Here is an 18,566-nt window from a genome sequence, read left to right as displayed (position 1 = left end):
CAAGTTTTAGCGCTGGTCCAGCAGACGTACAACATATACTTCATCGCAAAAGCCCCGCAGTCCGTTATAAACACGTTTCGCTTTACTAAAGTGTTTGACAAAGCCTGCTACTGTCGGGCCACTTCCACTCATAACTGCACCAGACACTCCACTGGTAAGCATCTTCTCTTTAAGCCGTCTTACTTCCGGATGCATCGAAAAAGTGATACGCTCCAGTGTATTGCCAACACTCCCACAAAGTTTTTTGAAATTCTTCTCCTCTAGCGAACGGATGACCGTTTCCGTCTCCGGATGTTCCAACTCATTTACATTCACCTTTGGAAAAACGTGTCTCGTAGATACCCCAATGTCCGGTTTGGCAAGTACGACATAACAGACAGGCGGTGAAGGCAGTATACGAATCTCTTCACCACGTCCTGTCCCAAGGGCAGTCGTTCCGTACACACAAAAGGGGACATCCGAGCCAAGCGTTGCCCCGAGCTCTGCCAGTTGACTGCTCGTTGCGCCGATAGACCACATCTGATTAAGCCCACGCAAAACAGCTGCCGCATCACTACTTCCGCCGCCTAGACCCGCGGCAACCGGTATGTTCTTTTTTATATTTATTCGTACTCCTCGCTTCAATTGGTACTTATATTTAAAAGCTGCTGCAGCCTTATAAGCAAGATTTCTTTCATCATCCGGGACATATTGACTGTCTGCTGACACCTCAATTACATCACGATGAAGTTCACCAAGCTCAACACGATCAGCTAAATCTACACTTGTCATAACCATCTTCACTTCATGAAATCCATCATCTCGTTTACCAAGAACATCAAGGGATAAATTGATTTTGGCTGGAGCCCTTTCAAAGAAAACCATCTCCGTCACCCACTTTATTGGTACTCATTTCACCGTATTAAAGACTATAACAGATTGTACCATATTCAAAAAGCAGCAGCGACTCAGGACCCGGGTAAGGACAATGATGCTACAATATCCCAATAGAGCAGAAAAAGGCACCCCCCTAAGGGCTGCCTTTTTCAAACATCAGCAAGTATAAATTTTGAAGACTTCAGAAAAACTTCGGCACTCGCTATAGCGAGGCTAGACTTAAGCTTTTCTAATCACTTCATCCGTTGCTCGGCTATTTCAATTGCACGTTTCACCATATTCCCGGCATCTTTTGCTCGGATGCCACCCCAGCCTTCTTGCTGCACTGTGTCGTAAAAACCTAACTCTTTAGCAATTTCTTCTTTCAGTTGGTTTGACATTGCTCCGTTACGTCTGCCCAACAAAGAACAACCCCTTTCATGAAGAGTGGTTACGACATGTATAGTTTATGGAGAAGGTTCAAATGAACACCCGTCAATTATATGTAAAACAGGAAAAATTTAATACCGGGTTTATGTGGCACTAAGTACATGATTTCAGGTGAGAAAGGTTAAACTGCAGATATGAAACAAGCAGTAAACAATGTTCACTGCTCGGCAATCATTTCTATTTCGTCCTGAAAACTCAATTGTACTGTCTCCGTTAATACGTCCGCATAGCTGTAAGAAACACGTTCGAATGCATTTTCGTCTTGATCCAGTTCAACAATGAAAACAGATGGATATGTCTCTGCCAACACACCACAACGTTCAATCGTTTTCCTTCTGCCACCATTAGCCTTTAACCGTAGCCGCTGTCCAACATGGCCTTCAAGACCCTGCTTAATTTCGATTAATGTTTTTGCCACTATACTCCACCTCACTTCCTTATATAATAGCATGCGTATAATTAAAAGTCAAATAAAAACTTTTTATTATACCAGCATAACTTCTTACATGTCAACAAACAAAAACACTTTTCACTTATTATTATTTCAAATTATTTACAAACTATGTATGGATTTGCATAATTAATGGATTAAATAAGACAAAAATCTTAATAAAAGGACAGGAACTAGGCATATTTGTTCCTGCCTCGTGGGAATTGGCTTAGGTTATATCATCCTCATCATCAGTAATATATGGGATCCCCGTGCGCAACAATCCTCTTGTTTCGACTCCTCCCATCCCTTTTTCTCCAGTCAACGTGTTACGGAGTGCCTCCCAGACACCGACCTTTTCCATAAAAGGCGTGTACGCAATTCTGGCGGCAATATAAACTGGATCCAATGCATGAATGTTGATACGCAAAGGAGAGCTTGCAAAGTTGGCACCCGCCCTTATCAATGATTCAAAATGAGATTGACAGGCACCTGCGAATATGACCAGTTCATCAAGATGTGGGTTCTTTTCCCGGATGGTTCTAACTGCCTCTACAAAATACTTGGAGTTTCGATACGCACGAAGGTCTTTCTTCATCCCTTTATTTTTGGAATAAGCATCATGACCAGTAATAACAATGATATTTGGTTGAACCTTTTCCACAAGTGTACTGACTTCATGCGGCATGTCTTTTTCATCTACATGGGCCCCGTGAACCTGCAGACCAACTCGATGATATAATTCAATACATTTTCGAAGGTACATACGGTCACCATCAATATGAAGTACTTTTGCCGGCAGTTGAAAAAAACCTCCAGTATATTGATAACCATTTGTTGACTGATATTCGCGCTTATCACGCATCAACTGATAGTCCTGTCTAAATAGCCGGTAGGAGTATTCTTCTTGTTCCTTTCCTCTTTTCTTGCGTTTTTCTAAATCTCTTTTACCGACATGCTGCAAATCATCCAAGGTGGCATCTGCGACAAGACGGATATCTTCCCCGTGCAGCAGTGCAATGTCCCCGGAAATAGATGCAATTCGAAACAGTAGATCATGATTATGTGATTTTCGTGTTACCATCTGACCTGTCGAAAAACTCATAAAGCCACCTCACAGCCTCTCGTTGGATAAATTCCCTTATCTGTAGACTATGACAGTTACTCCTAACCTGTGCCTTATGGAACAAAGGCTCAAGCGCCCGGGCAGGACGTCGCGAATTTAGCCTACCTTCCTTTTCCCGCAGGAGTCGGTCACCTTTCATTACGGGTATTAATAAAAACGAATAACCAAAACCGTATCATACGTAAAAATTCATGTATTTTTCGAGAATAAACACTTATGAAATTGATTCATCTTTGTACAATAAAAAATCCGAATGATGATTCAATTGAATCATCATTCGGATTTTTCTTTAGAGTCTATGCTTTTATCCTAGCCTGCATTTACGTAGTCAGTTTTTAAATTTCCGGTAAAATGCATTAGCCATCGCGGCAAATTCCGTCATATTAAGTGATTCACCACGCCTCGCCGGGTCAATATCAATTTCGTTGAGCACCAATGAAATGGTGTCTTTATCAACCGCATCACCAAAGTGGCGCAGCAAATTATTACGCAGCGTCTTCCGTCGTTGTGCAAAGCACGCCTGTACCAACGTGAAAAAATATTCCTCATCATCAATCTCTACAGGTCGCTCTGCTTTTTTTGTGAGCCTTAACACACTGGAGTCAACATTCGGCGGTGGCATGAATACATTTCTAGGGACGTTCATGACTACTTCAGCATCCGTATAATACTGGACTGCAATAGTTAGTGATCCATATTGCTTACTATTGGGTTCGGCAGCCATACGTGCAGCCACCTCTTTCTGGATCATAACCGTAAAGCTGGCAACCGGCAATTTCTCACGCAGCAATTTCATGAGAATAGGTGTTGTAATGTAATAAGGGAGATTGGCAACGACATGAACCGGCTGACCTGTGTTGAAGTGATCATTTATCATCGCTCTTACATCTGCTTCAAGAATATCCTGATGAATAATCATCGTATTACTAACATCTTGCAAGGTATCCTTCAAAATTGGAAGTAGTCGTTGATCAATCTCATAGGCAACTACTTTATCAGCTGCTATAGCCAGTTGTTGGGTTAATGCGCCTATGCCAGGCCCCACTTCTATCACACCGGACGTTTTATGAATACCTGCTGAATGTATAATCTTTTGAAGAATGTTGGTGTCAATAATAAAGTTTTGCCCTAAACTTTTTTTGAAAGAAAACCCATATTTATGAAGAATTTCTGCCGTTCGCTTAGGGGTTGCAATCGGTTTTTCATTCATCGTCTTCCTCCTGCAATACCTGATTCATCGCCTGGATGAATTGGCCTTTAGAAATCCGGAACATGGATAAGCGCTTCAGCAGCTGCTTACCGTTCGTATGACCGATTTGAAGCAGCTTGCCAAGGCGTTCCCGCCGATTAGCAGCATCCGGAGTACCAATCAGACCAGCCTCAACCAAATCGTCTCTAGTAATCTCCACTGGTTCATCATCGCCAGCCACTGTATGCACATTCCTGAGTGCATGCCTTAATGCCTCAGGTGATGCATGTTCAATTCCAAGACTTTTATTATGCTCATTTTTCGCACGAGCGTCATGACGCGGCAAGAAGGCATGTTTGCAGCCGGGAACGTTATTGTCAATAATATGACGAATTCGACTACCTGGATAGTCCGGATCGGTAAAAATAATAACACCACGTTTAGCCTGTGCATGCCGTATCTGTTTTATAACTGTGTTGTTAATAGCAGACCCATTTGTTTCAATGGTATCGACTTCAACAACTTGCTTAAGTCTCGCTGTATCATCTCTTCCTTCAACTACGATAACTTCTTTAATTTTCACGTTTATTTTCCTCTTCCTGAACAATAATGCTCCTGTCACTATACCATGACAGGAGCAATTTCCTATATTAATCAAGTACCTTAACTTTAACCGTTTTCCGTCCAAAATTCAATGCAGATGATCGACTTGGAAAATGTAAATCAATCCGATTTCCGACAATGTGTGAACCTGTATCCGCGGCAATCGCAGTGCCATAGCCTTCTATCCATACTTTCGTGCCCAACGGAATGACGCTCGTATCAACAGAAACGATCTTTTTATTCGGGTTCTTGTTCAGATTGATTCCAGTAGCGGTTATACCAGAACATCCGCTACAGTTTGACGAGTAAGCAGTAGCGTTCATATACATTACTTTTCCACTTTTGTCGGAACTGCTTTTATCGGAAAGCGTCGTCAAATTCTGTTCGCTCACCTTAGTGCCGATTGCGACAATCCGGCTTTCACTTTTGCGTTTTACCGTTTTATCAATCAACTCACGGTTAATTTCTTTGCCGTTTTCTTTCGTCACTTCATATTCTTTGACAACAAGTCCTTCTTTTCCTTTAGCGATGACGTGTCGTTTCCCTTTAGCCAGACTACTGTCTTCTCGCTTTTCTACTTGATAGTCAATCGGTGCTTTTACTTCTTCTGTCACTTTTTTTATACGGGTGATGATTACAGGTGTATCTTTTTTAACTTTTTTATCCTTTGCTGGTTTGATCTTATCTAATTTATTAAGTTCAATTTCTTGTTCATTCAATAGATGTTCGACCGTTCCGCCGTTCGTCCAGACTCTTTCTTTGTCACCACCATCATTGACCGTCACCTGAAATGCCTTATCGATAGCGATTGTCATACCATCCTCAACTGATGCATCCTTATCAAGTGACATGTTATCATGCTTGGTTAATTGAATGCCTTCATCCTTAAGGAGTTCGCCAACAGTATCAGTTGTTGTGTAGTAACGCTTTTCATCTCCATCAACTTTAACGGTAACTTCATTTGCTTCATCGTATGTAATATTCATACCATTTTTCACTGGTGTATTTAATTTATGATTGATTGCGTCTTGTTCTTCATACGTTATTCCTGATTCGGCCAGTAATTCTTCAACCGTGTCTGCATGGGTCTTAATTGATTGCTCTTCCCCATTTTCCGTCAGTGTTACTTCTGTTTTTGTTGTCTCAAAAACCATTAATCCGGAAAAAGCAATCAGTGCTATCATACCTACGCCAGACAAAAGCTGTTTCCAGGTCAATTTTGGCAAAAGCTTTGAAAATACTCGCATGCTTTTTTTGCCTCCTTTCACTGCGACTTTGATTATATTAACAGACCTATGCAATTGCAACGAAATTCCGTTTACGTTTCCTTTACAGTTGGATTACAAATCATGTCTATCGTATGACAAACTTTGGAAACCCCTGATGTGTCAGTCTTTAAGCCCAAATAAAAAGAGGCCGACGAAAAATTGTCAGCCTCTTAATGGTTAATTTTATTACATACATTTTACAACAAGTTTCATGCTTTATCGCCAAATCGGAAGAATGTAAACGCATTTTCTGTCGTCATACTGCTTAATTCATCGAATGACATACCCCGAAGTTCGGCAATTTTTTCAGCAACGAGTTTCACATAAGCCGGCTCGTTTCGCTTACCTCGATTCGGGTGTGGTGCTAAAAACGGCGCATCGGTTTCAACCAGCAGCCGGTTAAGCGGCACCTCAACAGCCACATCCTTAGGCAAGGTTGCATTTTTAAACGTAACCGGTCCACCTAGTGATATGTAAAAATTCATATCAAGAAAGGTCGGAACATACTTGGCGTCATCATTATAACAATGCATGATGCCGCCAACGTCCTTTGCATTTTCTTCATGCAGCACATCTATTATATCCTCTGTCGCTTCCCGGTTATGAATGACGATTGGCATGTTCACTTTTTTAGCAAGCGCAATTTGCTTACGAAAGACTTCCTTCTGTACATCTTTCGGTGATTTATCCCAATGATAGTCAAGTCCCATTTCACCAATGGCGACGACTTTCGGATGCTGCGTGAGTTCCTCGATCCAGTCCAGGTCTTCATCACGCATGTCAATGGCATCAACCGGGTGCCAACCGACTGCTGCATAAATCGTTTCATACTGTTCAGCAAGTTCCAATGCCAGTGGGATCGTCTCGCGATCAAAACCAACAACGACCATATATTCAACACCGGCAGAAAACGCACGCTGAATGGTCTCATCTCTGTCTTCAGCAAATTGTTCCACATTCAAATGCACGTGTGTATCAACTAACATATCATCACTCCTTCTTACTTCACAACAGATCCATTCGGCAGTGATTGTTCAACTGATGCCAGTACGAGCTGTCCTTGGATATCTTCTCCGCACAAGATCATGCCTTCAGACTTTTCTCCGCGCAGTTTGACCGGTTTTAGATTAGTGATACAGATAACTTTACGCCCAATTAGGTCGTCCGGCTTGTAATGCTCCGCAATCCCGGATACAACTTGGCGTTTATCTGTCCCAACATCCAGCTGCAGCTTTAGCAATTTATCTGTTTTCTTTACTGGCTCAGCTTTCAGAACTTCCGCAACACGCATGTCCAACTTCATGAAGTCATCGATAGCAACTTCTTCTTTCTGCTCCGGCACCCGTTCTTCCGGTGTTTCTTCCTTTTGCTGTGACTTCTGCATCATTGCCTTAATCGCTTGAACTTCCTTATCAACATCAAGTCGAGGGAAAATCGGATTACCTTTCTGTACGACGGTTCCTTCCTGAAGCATTCCATCTTCACGGATGCTTTCCCACTTTTTAAGTGAATCATCACTAACACCGATTTGTCTAAAGATCTCTACAGGAGCTTCCGTCAAAAATGGCTGCAGCATAATTGCAATTTTGCGCAATGATTCGGCAAGATGTGCCATGACATTTCCAAGACGTTCATAGTTAGTAGCATCTTTAGCTAGTTTCCATGGTTCCGTTTCATCAATATATTTATTCGTTCGGCTGATCAGCTGCCACAAGGAAGATAAGGCTACGGAGAACTGCATACTGTCCATAGCTTCCTCTACTTTTTCAGCCGTTTCTTGTTGCAGTTTTTCCAGTGACTGCTCATATCTGTCTCTCCCGGCACATAAGCAGGCATCTTACCATCAAAGTATTTGCTGATCATGGCAATCGTCCGATTCAGCAAGTTACCAAGGTCATTTGCCAAGTCATAGTTCGTACGCTCAACAAATCCTTCTGGGGTAAAGACACCATCTGATCCAAATGGAACCTCGCGCAGTAAATAGTAACGTAATGCGTCAAGGCCATAGACATCAATCAGTTGGACAGGGTCGACAACATTCCCTTTCGATTTTGACATTTTCCCATCTTTCATCAGGATCCAGCCATGAGAAAACACTTTTTTCGGCAATGGCAGATCCAATGCCATTAACATAATTGGCCAATAGATGGTGTGAAAACGGACGATTTCCTTACTCATTAAATGTACATCGGCAGGCCAATATTTCTGGTACCGTTCGTCGTCGCCCGTACCGTATCCGAGCGCTGTAATATAGTTTGTCAATGCGTCAATCCATACATAAATGACATGCTTCGGATCGCCAGGGACTTTAATGCCCCAGTCAAACGTTGTCCGTGACACAGCCAAATCTTCTAGCCCCGGTTTAATAAAGTTGTTCAGCATTTCATTCTTTCGTGCTTCTGGTTGAATAAATGCTGGATTTTCCTCATAAAATTTCAGCAGCCTGTCCACATATTTACTCATTCTGAAGAAATAGGATTCCTCTTTTACCTTTTCGACTGGCTTGCCACAGTCCGGACAAGCGCCTTCATCAAGTTGGCGTTCAGTGAAAAAGGATTCACATGATGTACAGTACCAGCCCTCGTATTCATCCAGATAAATGTCCCCCTGTTGTACGAGCTGGTCAAAAATTTGTCCAACAATCTTTTTATGCCGGTCCTCGGTAGTCCGGATAAAATCATCATTCGTTATTTTTAATTTTTTCCATAGGTCTTGAATACCGCTAACAACCTCGTCAACATACGCCTGTGGTTGTTTCCCTGCCTTTTCCGCTTTACGCTGGATTTTCTGACCATGTTCATCCGTGCCAGTCAAGTACATGACATCATACCCGCGCAGACGCTTATACCGTGCCATCGCATCACCGGCGACTGTCGAGTACGCATGGCCTATATGCAGGTTATCACTTGGGTAGTAAATCGGTGTTGTTATATAGAACGTTTGATCTTTGGTTGGCATAGATTTCCCTCCTAATCTCATTATTCCTATTGTAGCTTTTTTCTAAAGTTTTTCCAATTACAGGGTGTCCGTACACAAGCAACTAGTACTACATACTCCTAATACGCGTTATTTTACCAAAAAACTTACAGATTGTTTAGTTGTATTCATTGACAGAAAACAAGGAGGTTGGTATTATATCCCATAAGCAAGTGTCGAAACATGCTGAATTTTTTTGTGAGAACTTAGATTTTATTGGTTAAACAAAGAGCTTTCGAGGGGAGAATAAAAAATGAAATCAACCGGAATCGTGCGCAAAGTCGATGAACTCGGCCGGATTGTGCTCCCGAAGGAATTGCGTCGCACATTGGATATCAATGAAAAAGATCCACTGGAAATCTATATCAATGACGATCAAGTGGTACTGAAAAAATATAAACCAAACATGACATGTCAGGTCACCGGACAGACATCCGATGAGAATTTATCATTAGCAAATGGAAAGGTTGTCCTCAGTCCGGAGGGAGCACAAGAACTTATTACTGAAATTCAGTCACGATTGAACCGTTAACCGGAAAAAACAGTGTAGAACAGTAACTAATTTGCTGTATCTCCATAGAATGTGTGAAAAGCGGCTGACGCATTGATATAACAACGTCAGCCGCTTTTTTAGGAAACTATCGTTGAGTTGGTATAAACAACTGAAGTACTTAATCAGCTACGACCAACTTCGACGTACAAGTACCGGCGCTGGCCAGGGCATGCCAAGTTTAGCCAGCGTTTCTGTTTTTCCAGCTAGATGAATCCGGTTGGTCCTAGTTGTCGATATGAAATGCCTGGTATACAACACGCTTAGCAAGATTCCTGTCAGTAGCGGTGCGTTTGATAGCTTCCTTGCTTGCTAAATTGTCCGTCTGCATATAATGACTGACATGCTCGTTAATGGATAAGTCACTCCACCACAAGTCTTTTTTTTGCACCGTTTCACGGGAGCCACCTTCGACCACCAGACAGCATTCCCCTTTTAATTCCACTGAATCGACCCATGCAATCAGTTCTTCCACGGTACCCCTGGCATACTCCTCAAATCTTTTAGTTAATTCCCTAGCTAGTGTGATCCGGCGATTGCCAAGGTTTACGTGTAACGATTTAAGCGTATCCTTCACGCGATACGGTGATTCATATAGAAGTAACGTTGCCTGCTTATACTTCAGTCGTTCCAATTCAGCTATCTTATCCTTCTTTTTTCTCGGCAAAAATCCATAGAATAAAAACTCCCCTGCAGGCAGACCTGAGCCAACGAGGGCACATAATGCAGCATTGGCACCTGGCAAAACGACCACCGAATAACTTGCCTCAATGGCCGCTTGCACGAGCTCCTCGCCAGGGTCAGAAATAGATGGCATCCCCGCATCACTGACAAGCGCAACCGCCTCCCCATTTTCCAGGCGGTCGAGCAATTGCTGTTCCCGGCTTTTCTTATTATGTTCATGATAGCTTAAAAGCGGGGTAGGTACATTAAAGTGATTAAGTAGCTTCTTTGTATTCCTTGTATCTTCCGCAGCAATAACATCCGCGTTTTCCAGCGTTTTAAGCGCCCGTATTGTAATATCGTCCAAGTTCCCAATCGGGGTTGGAACAATGTAGACAGTACCCTCAGCTTGCCCGTCAAAACTCCTCTGAATTTGCATATTGCATCACTTCTTTCAGCTTCTCCCTAATCAGTTTCACTTTTTCCTTACGGGGTAGCTGTTTCACTTGGTATTCCTTCTGTAATGCTTCCTCTTTGGTTGAAAACTTTTCAACAAATACCACCTGAAATGGTCCGCGCCCCCGTGTATACTTTGCACCTTTGCCATCTTCATGCATTTTTACCCTGTTTTCCAAATCGTTGGTATACCCAGTGTAAAACGTATCATCACCGCATTTTAAGATATAAACGATATGTTCATTATTTTCCATATATGATTCCCTCAGCTTCCTTCGTATACGTGTTATCTGCATGATAAATATATAATGGAGGCAAAATCGTCAGTCCTTCTTTGCCGTCCCTAGTCCCTTCAATTAACAGCATATTAGTTTCTCTTCCATACTTCGGATAGACGAACCGGACTCGTTTCGGTTCGATTCGGTACTGGCGAAACAGGAAAATGATGTCCACCAGTCTATCAGGGCGATGAACCATGGCAACCTTACCTCCCGGTCGCACATGCAACTTGCAGGCTTTCACCACATCCTCCAGTGTACAGTACACTTCATGCCTTGCAGCAGTTAAATGTGGATTATCGTTATGTTCCGTTTCAGCTGGCGTTGGAAAATAAGGCGGATTGCAAGTAACCACATCAAAGGTACTATGACCCAATTCCGTCTTCATCTCCTTCAGATCACCGTGAATCATGGTGAGCCGGTCATCGAGATTATTTAATTCCACACTACGCTTGGCCATATCAGCAAGCCGCGTTTGAATTTCAACACCAACGATTGACGCATTTGTACGCCGAGACAGCAGTAATGGAATAACACCATTACCAGTGCATAAATCAAGAATATGACCTTTTTTGATTGGCACATACGCGAAATGAGCCAGCAAAACGGCATCAAGCGAAAAGGAAAAAACCTCGGAACTCTGAATGATATGCATATGGTCTTCCGCCAGTAAGTAATCAATTCGTTCGTCATCATTTAATGCTGCCATTGTTCACATCCGTTCAATCCATGATACAAAAGCTGCCTCTGCAGTATAGAGACAGCTTACTTAAAGAGTTTCAAACGCCTATCTATTCAGTCAATTAGTTGCGTATTGACAATTATAATCATTTAGTTTTGTTTAGGAATTCAAGACAGAACAGGCAATCCTCTTCCCGTCTTGGTGTACCAAAATGAACATTGCAAATATGAAATCCCTCTTCATACAGTCTTGCCAGATTGTCATAACCTTCCCCTGGTATGCTTTTGGTATCCTTACCAGTTTCGGTATGTACCGGCGCGTCTTCCGTTTGTTCCAGACGGTTCCGCAGATGGTAATTTTCCATTTCCAGCCGGTGCTTCTCTTCAAGAAGGTCACGTAGCTTTCCCTTCAAATCACCAAGCTGTTCATATAGTTCTCCGATTTGTGTTTCCATATCTGAAACCTGGTCGAAAATCTGCCTTTTTGACAAGCTTAATCACCCCACTACTCTGTGGCCTGTGCTGCAATGATTCCTTCATCAATCATTTCATCCAACGTATACTCAATAGTGCGTTCTTTTTCCGGTATTTCAATATGAATGACCCTCTCGACAATGTTTAGCCCGACTACCTTCCCATGCCCATATGGTGTGGCAATATGCTCTCCCATATCAGGCAATTCACGCTTGGCAGCTTCATAATCATCATTTTCGTATTTCAGGCAGCACATGAGACGTCCACACAATCCGGATATCTTAGCAGGATTAAGCGATAAGTTTTGATCCTTCGCCATTTTAATCGATACCGGTTCAAAGTCACCCAAAAACGTGGAGCAGCAAAGCAACCTGCCACATGGTCCGATACCGCCGAGCATTTTTGCTTCATCACGGACACCAATCTGCCGTAGTTCAATACGTGTTTTTAACTCTGCTGCCAAATCCCTTACAAGATTCCGGAAATCAACCCGACCATCAGCCGTGAAGTAAAAAATAATTTTATTTCGATCAAACGTATACTCCACTTCGACCAGATTCATATCCAGTTCATGTTCCTTGATTTTCGCGGAGCATATTTGCATGGCTTTATCACCAAGCTCCTGGTTTTCCACAACTGTCTGCTTATCTTCCTCTGTTGCCACCCGAATCACTTTTTTGAGCGGAAGAACCACATCTTCCTCATCCACCTGTCTATTCTTAATGACAACCTTGCCAAATTCAATTCCGCGCACCGTTTCGACAACAACATAGCTGTCGGTTTCTATTTCCTTGTCACCCGGGTCGAAATAATATATTTTACCCGCTTTTTTAAAACGGACACCAATCACTTCAATCATTGCTATCACCCCTGTATTTGAACGGTGAGCTGTTCCATCACAAGTGTCGGATTGACATTTTGTTTGAGTTTGCGTTTGGCATCAAGTAGTTTGTTCAATATATCCAGCAATTTCTCCTGTGAAAAGAACATCACCAGGTTTTCGAGTTTCTCATCACCCTTCGAAAAAATGATCAAATCCTCTTCTTTGTCGATATGGCAATATAATATATCTTTAAATGCCAACATCAGCAAATCCAATCCTTGTTCCTGCTGTGCACGCTCTTTAAAATGCGGCATCCACTCTTGGTGCAGAAACAAAAATACATCATTCGGATTGACTCGAATCATTTCTATTAATTGTACCATTCGTTTTCGTGCCTGCGCAAACCAGTCATCCTCACTCCAGGCAATTGCCTCATCAAGATTATTGGTTAGTGCACTTAGTAAGACAGCGGTTGACCTGTTGATGCCATGCTCTATCAACTGATTCTGAAAAGCTTTTGGGTGAAGCGGTTTCAAGTCAATGATTTGACAGCGCGAACGGATAGTGGATATGACTGCCTGGCTATTTTCTGTCAGCATCACAGCAGTCGTTTGTGTAGCTGGCTCCTCAAGGAACTTCAGAATTCGATTGGCTGCATTCACAGTCAGCGTCTCCGCACCCTTAATGACATAAAACTTCCGATCCGATTCGAGTCCGGAATAGGTGAATTCTTTTTGCAGGTGCTCAATCTGTTCTTTTCGAATGGACTGTGTGTCAGGCTCAATCCAATGAACATCAGGATGGTTTCCCGAGTCAATCCGTCTACATGCATGACAGTCTTGACAAGGTTCGACACCGGACCGATTCGGACAAAAGATAGACTTTGCAAGTAATAGCGCAATCTCATCCTTTCCAGTTCCACGTTCACCTTGAAAAAGATAGGCATGGGATAAGCGATCTCTGTTAATGCTGTTGGTAATAATTTTGCTTGCTAGTGGCTGAACTTCAGCTACTTGTGACCATGTTTTCATTCGTCCTATCCCTCATTTTCTAAACTCACGTGTACAAATTGACTAACAGGCCTTTCAGTTCTCCAATCAGATTAAGTAAATCTACTGTTTTCTTTTCCTGATTCATAATGTCCTCGGTGATTTCAATCAATTTGTCATCCACTTCCTTCACTATCGCGAGTTTGCGACTCTTTCCATTCATGCTGAAATCATGTGACTTCTGCAAGTCAAGGCCATTGTATACCGTTTTCTTTAAAAATGATTTAACAAGCCTTTTAAATTTAACCATGTCACGGAAGGAACGAAATCGAGCTAGTTTATCCCCTTGTACCGTTATATCCTTCATCAGTCGATCCAGTTCCTGCTGTTTCAGTACTTGTGTCTGGGATTGGACCATGTTTTGAAAGGCACGATTTCCAGTGGCGGATGCTCGCTGTTTTTTAGTTGTGGATTCGACTTGTGATTGTATATCTGTATTCACCTTCATGTGAATCAACCCCTTTGAACAAAGGTGCAAGCGCCCTTGCAGGCTAAACCCATCACGTCGTGTGATGGGTTAGCCAATCTTCCTACTACCGCAGTTTTCTTTATGCTTAAAACTGCATGAATTGTTCAACTGGTAGAATAAATACCGTTGCGCCGCCAACTTCTACCTTCACTGGTTTAGGGATGTACGAATCTGCATTACCACCCATCGGTGAAATTGGCGCCACCATTTGCTCGCGTTTGGAACAGTTGTCCCTAATAACATCCAACGCATGGTCAACATATTGGTCTTCACAACCAATCATCAATGTCGTGTTTCCTTCCTTTAGAAAGCCACCTGTTGTTGCCAGCTTGGTTATCTTGAAATTCTCCTCGCCCAGGGCATCAACAAGGCGATTCGTATCCTTATCCTGGACAACTGCGATAATTAATTTCACTGTTTCTCCTCCTCTACATGCTTTTGTAAGCCTGAATGCAATACTTTCATTACATTTGCCTCAACTTGCTCAAATGGTTGATCTGCATCAATTGTCTGTATACGTTTAGGAAATTGTGATAAGAGCATCTGATACGCTTCATAAACCATTTCATGAAACCGGATATTCTCCATATCAAGGCGGTTTCGCTCGCGGTTTTCATTTGCTGTAATGCGTGCCAGCCCTTTTGTAGGTGGAATATCGAAAAATAATGTCATATCCGGAAACACGTCTCTAATGGCAAACTGATTAATCGCAAATACTTCATCCATCCCAATTCCTCTCGCATAACCTTGGTAAACAAGACTGCTGTCGATAAAGCGATCACATAGTACCACTTTTCCTTCATTAAGGGCAGGTAAAATTTTTTCAGCCAAATGCTGTCGCCTTGCCGCCGCATACAAAAGTGCTTCGGTTCGCGCATCCATTGCTGTATGTGTTTTATCAAGAATGACCTGGCGTATTTTTTCGGCTATATCAATGCCCCCCGGTTCACGGGTCGCCAAAACGTCATATCCTCCTTCTGACAGCTTTCCGGCAACCGCCTGCAGAATGGAAGACTTGCCGGCACCCTCGCCACCTTCAAATGTTATAAAATATCCGTTCACGTCTGGTTGCTCCTTTATGTTACTGAAAAATGCTGATACCTCTAGAAATATCTCGATGCTGGATAGAGATACCCTGCTTAAGTAGCTGTCTCACCAATTCTAAGTGTTTTTCGGTAATTCGCTCACCCTTTAGAATCATGGGAATCCCAGGTGGATATGGCGTAATTGCCTCTGCCGCTATATAGCCTGCAGATTGCCGCAATGGAACTTGAGCCCTTTGACACTGCTGCATCGTTTGGTAATCCAACTCAAGCGTTGTTATGTTTTCGGTAAATAATTTATCTACATCTATTATATCATGATTCGCCGTTAATTTTAATTGTGCATCTATCCTTTTGACAGCATTTTTTACATAATCAGCTTCTGTAAAGGGGGCAAGCCCGTGTATCAATAGAACTTGATTATGCGTAGAAAGCTCAGGGATAACCCCTTCTTTTTCTAATGCCTGGGCCAACATGTCCCCTCTCATGCCGCGTTGTGCCTGCAATGTGATTTTCAGCGGATCATCAGCTGACAAGACATCCCACAGTTCACTATTTGCCAGTATATCCCTGACATGAGTCGTACTCTCGATAATTAATTCCAAATCCCTTGCTGTTAAATTAGCCAAATAATGACGTGCCAAGTCAAGTGACGCCATAATTGGATACGACGGACTGCTCGACTGCAGCATTTGCAAATAATGCGCAATAGAACTAGCTGCAACCAAAGAAGACCGAACATGTAAATAGGAACCCATCGTCATCGCTGGTGCCATCTTATGGGCCGACTGGACAACGACATCTGCCCCGAGTTCCAGCGCAGATGCTGGAAGACCGCCCTTCAATGAAAAATGGACGCCATGTGCCTCATCAACAAGCACTGGTATATGGTATGCATGGGCAAGGTCAATCATTTCTTTAAGTGCAAATGTTCCACCAAAATAATCCGGATACGTTAGAACGACCGCTTTCGCTTTCGAATGCTGCCTCAGTGCTTCCTGAACTGTAGGGATACTTGGCGCAGTGTAGCGACCTTTTGCATCATCAAATTCCGGTGCCACAAACACTGGCCGAGCGCCACTCAATTCCAGCCCGTTCATAATGGATTTGTGACTGTTGCGCTGTACGATGATTTGATCCCCTGGAGAACAAACACTCATGATCATTGACAGATTTCCAGCCGTGCTACCACCAACAAGAAAATACGAATCGTCAGCTCCAAAAAAAGAAGCAGCCAAATCTTGCGCTTCAGCGATAATACCCTGTGGTGCATGCAAGTCATCCAGACCTGTCAGCTCCGTCATGTCAAATGGTAAAATAGATTCAAAAAATGGCCGGGCCTGTTTTGGAAAAATACTGCCGTTCTTATGTCCGGGAACGTGGAAGGAGATTGGATTGGAACGTGCCATTCTTTTCAATAATTCATATAATGGTATTTTTGCCTGATTCGCTTTCATCATTTATCCACCCTTTGACTATATTCTATTCCAATAAAAAAGGCCCCTGCAAGAATTTTTGCAAGGAGACCCCGAGTGATTACTAGGAATATAGTGTTGGCCGATTAACATTTTTTAACTTCTGCAAATAGTAACGGTATTTTTCTTCTCGTGGTTCTGTCTGGATCATATTCGTCTCACATTCACGGCAAATAAACATTTTATACAAATGAATACCCCGTTCCTTTTCCTCTTCACAAATACCGCAACGTTCTGTCATAACTTTTTGTTCCATGTCCCCACCTCCGTTAGCTTAGTATCTCCTAATCTAACGAATCTTATACATAATAATCTTGCAATCATTGAAATTTTTAATAGAAAATTATTTGGAATTTGTAGGATGTTACAGTATATGCAGCAAAGGTTTTTTCTTTACCCTAAAGCCGACATCGGTGGCAGACATCAACGCAAAATAGCAGTCACGGTATGATAAACAATTGAATGGCAGCAAGTGAAGCTAGTCCGAATAAACCTAAGAACCCGGATATCACTACTGTGAAGAAATTAATTGGAATATGCAGCCCTATTGCCGCCCCGAACACATTAAAGAAAAACAGGAACAGAATCCCAATCCCTAATTTCACCGTACTGTTTGCGATGAAACGCATCGGTTTTATAGGAGCACCTGCAAGTAATAAAATGACAATCAATGCTACCATTATCGATATAACCAGTGTCGAACTCAATCCGAACCACTCCTTTTCCTTGTCCCTTTCTATTTATATATGAAAAGGAGTCCAAAAAAAGAACTTACTATCTACTTATTATACCTAATTGCACTGATTTTCCGCCACTTTGCCTCACGTAATAAAAATAAGTAGTTTGCTCTGGTCAGATTTTGCATATAAAATATTTCTTCTGTCGGTTCAATACTTTTCTCTATTATTTCTTGAATTTGTTTCCAGCTACTTTCCATTTCCACAATCGCATCAAGCAATTGTTCATCTACTTCCCGCTTTTTCTTTTTCCTGTTCATATCATCACCTGATTGTGTGCTAGAGGTCTCTCCTACCTTCCAAAGCTTTGGACAGGGTTACCTCATCTGCGTATTCCAAGTCACCACCGACCGGAAGCCCATGTGCAATTCGACTCGTCTTGATGCCTGACGGTTTAACAAGGCGAGAAATATACATCGCAGTAGCTTCCCCTTCAATGTTCGGATTGGTCGCAAGGATCAGTTCTTCCACTCCCTCATCCTTCAGCCGATTAATTAAGTCCGGGACATTAATATCCTCGGGTCCGATTCCATCCATCGGGGAGATAGCCCCATGCAGCACATGGTATTTCCCGTTATATTCCTTCATTTTTTCCATGGCTATGACATCTTTCGGATCCTGCACAACACAAATAATGGTGCTATCTCTTGATGTATCCTGACAAATGGCACACGGATCCTGGTCGGTAATATGCCCGCACGTGGAACAATGGGTTAATTCACGCTTCGCATTAACCAATGATTTAGCAAAATCCAGCACATCATCATCTTTCATATTCAGCACAAAAAATGCCAGCCGGACAGCCGTCTTCGGTCCAATCCCTGGCAATTTTGTAAAACTGTCAATCAGTTTGGAAATCGGTTCTGGATAATACATCTCTTGTACCTCCTATGAGAAAAGCTCGGCATTCGCCTCGCCTTATAGCGAGTGCCGAAGCTTTTCTTATAAGGTCATCCATATTTTATAACCTT

At 42.5% G+C, this 18,566-nt stretch carries 23 protein-coding genes and 1 pseudogene; 1 reads left to right on the top strand and 23 read right to left on the bottom strand.

Features of this window, described 5'->3' with window-relative positions:
- Positions 1 to 6: 6 nt before the first annotated feature.
- The 9 genes and pseudogenes from ispE to metG form a co-directional block, all read right to left on the bottom strand.
- On the bottom strand, positions 7 to 864 hold the full coding sequence (gene ispE, locus FFL34_RS09395; protein WP_138603231.1) for a 4-(cytidine 5'-diphospho)-2-C-methyl-D-erythritol kinase: 858 nt from the start codon (positions 862 to 864) through the stop codon (positions 7 to 9).
- Between the two features lie 245 nt (positions 865 to 1,109).
- Complete coding sequence (locus FFL34_RS09390) at positions 1,110 to 1,277, bottom strand: small, acid-soluble spore protein, alpha/beta type (protein WP_138603230.1); 168 nt, start codon at positions 1,275 to 1,277, stop codon at positions 1,110 to 1,112.
- Positions 1,278 to 1,462: 185 nt separating this feature from the next.
- Positions 1,463 to 1,723 (bottom strand): biofilm formation stimulator Veg, encoded by a 261-nt coding sequence (gene veg, locus FFL34_RS09385; protein ID WP_138603229.1) that lies wholly within the window; start codon positions 1,721 to 1,723, stop codon positions 1,463 to 1,465.
- A gap of 241 nt (positions 1,724 to 1,964) precedes the next feature.
- Positions 1,965 to 2,840: a sporulation peptidase YabG gene (yabG, locus tag FFL34_RS09380; RefSeq protein ID WP_138603228.1), complete on the bottom strand. Its 876-nt coding sequence runs from the start codon at positions 2,838 to 2,840 to the stop codon at positions 1,965 to 1,967.
- 349 nt (positions 2,841 to 3,189) lie between these two features.
- Positions 3,190 to 4,071, bottom strand: coding sequence for a 16S rRNA (adenine(1518)-N(6)/adenine(1519)-N(6))-dimethyltransferase RsmA (gene rsmA, locus FFL34_RS09375; protein WP_138603227.1), 882 nt, complete (start codon positions 4,069 to 4,071; stop codon positions 3,190 to 3,192).
- Positions 4,064 to 4,633 carry a ribonuclease M5 gene (gene rnmV / locus FFL34_RS09370; protein ID WP_138603226.1) on the bottom strand — a complete coding sequence of 190 codons (570 nt, stop codon included), beginning with the start codon at positions 4,631 to 4,633 and terminating at the stop codon, positions 4,064 to 4,066. Before rnmV ends, rsmA begins: the two co-directional genes overlap by 8 nt.
- A 67-nt stretch (positions 4,634 to 4,700) precedes the next feature.
- Complete coding sequence (locus tag FFL34_RS18930; protein WP_138603225.1) at positions 4,701 to 5,900, bottom strand: G5 and 3D domain-containing protein; 1,200 nt, start codon at positions 5,898 to 5,900, stop codon at positions 4,701 to 4,703.
- Positions 5,901 to 6,130: 230 nt separating this feature from the next.
- Positions 6,131 to 6,907, bottom strand: a complete 777-nt coding sequence (locus FFL34_RS09360) for a TatD family hydrolase (protein WP_138603224.1) — start codon at positions 6,905 to 6,907, stop codon at positions 6,131 to 6,133.
- Between the two features lie 14 nt (positions 6,908 to 6,921).
- A pseudogene (gene metG / locus FFL34_RS09355) lies at positions 6,922 to 8,879 on the bottom strand (methionine--tRNA ligase).
- A 271-nt stretch (positions 8,880 to 9,150) separates the two neighbouring features.
- On the opposite strand from metG, the gene FFL34_RS09350 reads away from it, so the two are divergent.
- Complete coding sequence (locus tag FFL34_RS09350; RefSeq protein WP_138603223.1) at positions 9,151 to 9,429, top strand: AbrB/MazE/SpoVT family DNA-binding domain-containing protein; 279 nt, start codon at positions 9,151 to 9,153, stop codon at positions 9,427 to 9,429.
- A gap of 244 nt (positions 9,430 to 9,673) precedes the next feature.
- On the opposite strand, the gene rsmI is transcribed toward FFL34_RS09350, so the two are convergent.
- From rsmI to recR, 14 genes are all read right to left on the bottom strand, one after another.
- Complete coding sequence (gene rsmI, locus FFL34_RS09345) at positions 9,674 to 10,549, bottom strand: 16S rRNA (cytidine(1402)-2'-O)-methyltransferase (protein ID WP_138603222.1); 876 nt, start codon at positions 10,547 to 10,549, stop codon at positions 9,674 to 9,676.
- Complete coding sequence (locus tag FFL34_RS09340) at positions 10,527 to 10,820, bottom strand: GIY-YIG nuclease family protein (RefSeq protein WP_138603221.1); 294 nt, start codon at positions 10,818 to 10,820, stop codon at positions 10,527 to 10,529. The genes rsmI and FFL34_RS09340 overlap by 23 nt, the downstream gene beginning before the upstream one ends.
- Entirely contained in the window at positions 10,810 to 11,553 is a 744-nt protein-coding gene (locus tag FFL34_RS09335; RefSeq protein WP_138603220.1) for a tRNA1(Val) (adenine(37)-N6)-methyltransferase, read from the bottom strand. The genes FFL34_RS09340 and FFL34_RS09335 overlap by 11 nt, the downstream gene beginning before the upstream one ends.
- A gap of 118 nt (positions 11,554 to 11,671) precedes the next feature.
- A complete protein-coding gene (yabA, locus tag FFL34_RS09330) occupies positions 11,672 to 12,016 on the bottom strand; it encodes a DNA replication initiation control protein YabA (RefSeq protein WP_138603219.1) in 345 nt (114 codons plus the stop codon).
- A 14-nt stretch (positions 12,017 to 12,030) separates the two neighbouring features.
- The gene (locus tag FFL34_RS09325) at positions 12,031 to 12,858 is read right to left on the bottom strand and encodes a PSP1 domain-containing protein (protein WP_138603218.1); all 828 of its coding nucleotides are present in this window, start codon (positions 12,856 to 12,858) and stop codon (positions 12,031 to 12,033) included.
- Positions 12,859 to 12,863: 5 nt separating this feature from the next.
- Entirely contained in the window at positions 12,864 to 13,853 is a 990-nt protein-coding gene (holB, locus tag FFL34_RS09320; protein WP_138603217.1) for a DNA polymerase III subunit delta', read from the bottom strand.
- Between the two features lie 25 nt (positions 13,854 to 13,878).
- A complete protein-coding gene (locus FFL34_RS09315; RefSeq protein WP_138603216.1) occupies positions 13,879 to 14,319 on the bottom strand; it encodes a YaaR family protein in 441 nt (146 codons plus the stop codon).
- 106 nt (positions 14,320 to 14,425) lie between these two features.
- Positions 14,426 to 14,755: a cyclic-di-AMP receptor gene (locus FFL34_RS09310; RefSeq protein ID WP_138603215.1), complete on the bottom strand. Its 330-nt coding sequence runs from the start codon at positions 14,753 to 14,755 to the stop codon at positions 14,426 to 14,428.
- Complete coding sequence (tmk, locus tag FFL34_RS09305; RefSeq protein WP_138603214.1) at positions 14,752 to 15,402, bottom strand: dTMP kinase; 651 nt, start codon at positions 15,400 to 15,402, stop codon at positions 14,752 to 14,754. Before tmk ends, FFL34_RS09310 begins: the two co-directional genes overlap by 4 nt.
- A 19-nt stretch (positions 15,403 to 15,421) precedes the next feature.
- Complete coding sequence (locus FFL34_RS09300) at positions 15,422 to 16,843, bottom strand: aminotransferase class I/II-fold pyridoxal phosphate-dependent enzyme (protein WP_318279648.1); 1,422 nt, start codon at positions 16,841 to 16,843, stop codon at positions 15,422 to 15,424.
- A gap of 79 nt (positions 16,844 to 16,922) precedes the next feature.
- Positions 16,923 to 17,114, bottom strand: coding sequence for a sigma factor G inhibitor Gin (locus FFL34_RS09295; protein ID WP_138603212.1), 192 nt, complete (start codon positions 17,112 to 17,114; stop codon positions 16,923 to 16,925).
- Positions 17,115 to 17,298: 184 nt separating this feature from the next.
- A complete protein-coding gene (locus FFL34_RS09290; RefSeq protein WP_138603211.1) occupies positions 17,299 to 17,565 on the bottom strand; it encodes a pro-sigmaK processing inhibitor BofA family protein in 267 nt (88 codons plus the stop codon).
- Positions 17,566 to 17,636: 71 nt separating this feature from the next.
- The gene (locus tag FFL34_RS09285) at positions 17,637 to 17,855 is read right to left on the bottom strand and encodes a YaaL family protein (RefSeq protein WP_138603210.1); all 219 of its coding nucleotides are present in this window, start codon (positions 17,853 to 17,855) and stop codon (positions 17,637 to 17,639) included.
- Positions 17,856 to 17,874: 19 nt separating this feature from the next.
- On the bottom strand, positions 17,875 to 18,471 hold the full coding sequence (recR, locus tag FFL34_RS09280) for a recombination mediator RecR (RefSeq protein ID WP_138603209.1): 597 nt from the start codon (positions 18,469 to 18,471) through the stop codon (positions 17,875 to 17,877).
- Positions 18,472 to 18,566 lie beyond the last annotated feature (95 nt).

Source organism: Lentibacillus cibarius (assembly GCF_005887555.1).
Lineage (GTDB): Bacteria > Bacillota > Bacilli > Bacillales > Amphibacillaceae > Lentibacillus > Lentibacillus cibarius.
This window is presented reverse-complemented; position numbering and strand designations above follow the sequence as displayed.

Excerpts from the sequence above, each read along its gene's own strand:
- ispE (WP_138603231.1), bottom strand. The coding sequence starts at position 864 with ATGGTTTTCTTTGAAAGGGCTCCAGCCAAAATCAATTTATCCCTTGAT.
- yabG (WP_138603228.1), bottom strand. The coding sequence starts at position 2,840 with ATGAGTTTTTCGACAGGTCAGATGGTAACACGAAAATCACATAATCAT.
- rsmA (WP_138603227.1), bottom strand. The coding sequence starts at position 4,071 with ATGAATGAAAAACCGATTGCAACCCCTAAGCGAACGGCAGAAATTCTT.
- FFL34_RS18930 (WP_138603225.1), bottom strand. The coding sequence starts at position 5,900 with ATGCGAGTATTTTCAAAGCTTTTGCCAAAATTGACCTGGAAACAGCTT.
- FFL34_RS09360 (WP_138603224.1), bottom strand. The coding sequence starts at position 6,907 with ATGTTAGTTGATACACACGTGCATTTGAATGTGGAACAATTTGCTGAA.
- FFL34_RS09350 (WP_138603223.1), top strand. The coding sequence starts at position 9,151 with ATGAAATCAACCGGAATCGTGCGCAAAGTCGATGAACTCGGCCGGATT.
- rsmI (WP_138603222.1), bottom strand. The coding sequence starts at position 10,549 with ATGCAAATTCAGAGGAGTTTTGACGGGCAAGCTGAGGGTACTGTCTAC.
- FFL34_RS09340 (WP_138603221.1), bottom strand. The coding sequence starts at position 10,820 with ATGGAAAATAATGAACATATCGTTTATATCTTAAAATGCGGTGATGAT.
- FFL34_RS09335 (WP_138603220.1), bottom strand. The coding sequence starts at position 11,553 with ATGGCAGCATTAAATGATGACGAACGAATTGATTACTTACTGGCGGAA.
- FFL34_RS09325 (WP_138603218.1), bottom strand. The coding sequence starts at position 12,858 with ATGATTGAAGTGATTGGTGTCCGTTTTAAAAAAGCGGGTAAAATATAT.
- holB (WP_138603217.1), bottom strand. The coding sequence starts at position 13,853 with ATGAAAACATGGTCACAAGTAGCTGAAGTTCAGCCACTAGCAAGCAAA.
- FFL34_RS09315 (WP_138603216.1), bottom strand. The coding sequence starts at position 14,319 with ATGAAGGTGAATACAGATATACAATCACAAGTCGAATCCACAACTAAA.
- FFL34_RS09300 (WP_318279648.1), bottom strand. The coding sequence starts at position 16,843 with ATGATGAAAGCGAATCAGGCAAAAATACCATTATATGAATTATTGAAA.
- FFL34_RS09295 (WP_138603212.1), bottom strand. The coding sequence starts at position 17,114 with ATGGAACAAAAAGTTATGACAGAACGTTGCGGTATTTGTGAAGAGGAA.
- FFL34_RS09285 (WP_138603210.1), bottom strand. The coding sequence starts at position 17,855 with ATGAACAGGAAAAAGAAAAAGCGGGAAGTAGATGAACAATTGCTTGAT.
- recR (WP_138603209.1), bottom strand. The coding sequence starts at position 18,471 with ATGTATTATCCAGAACCGATTTCCAAACTGATTGACAGTTTTACAAAA.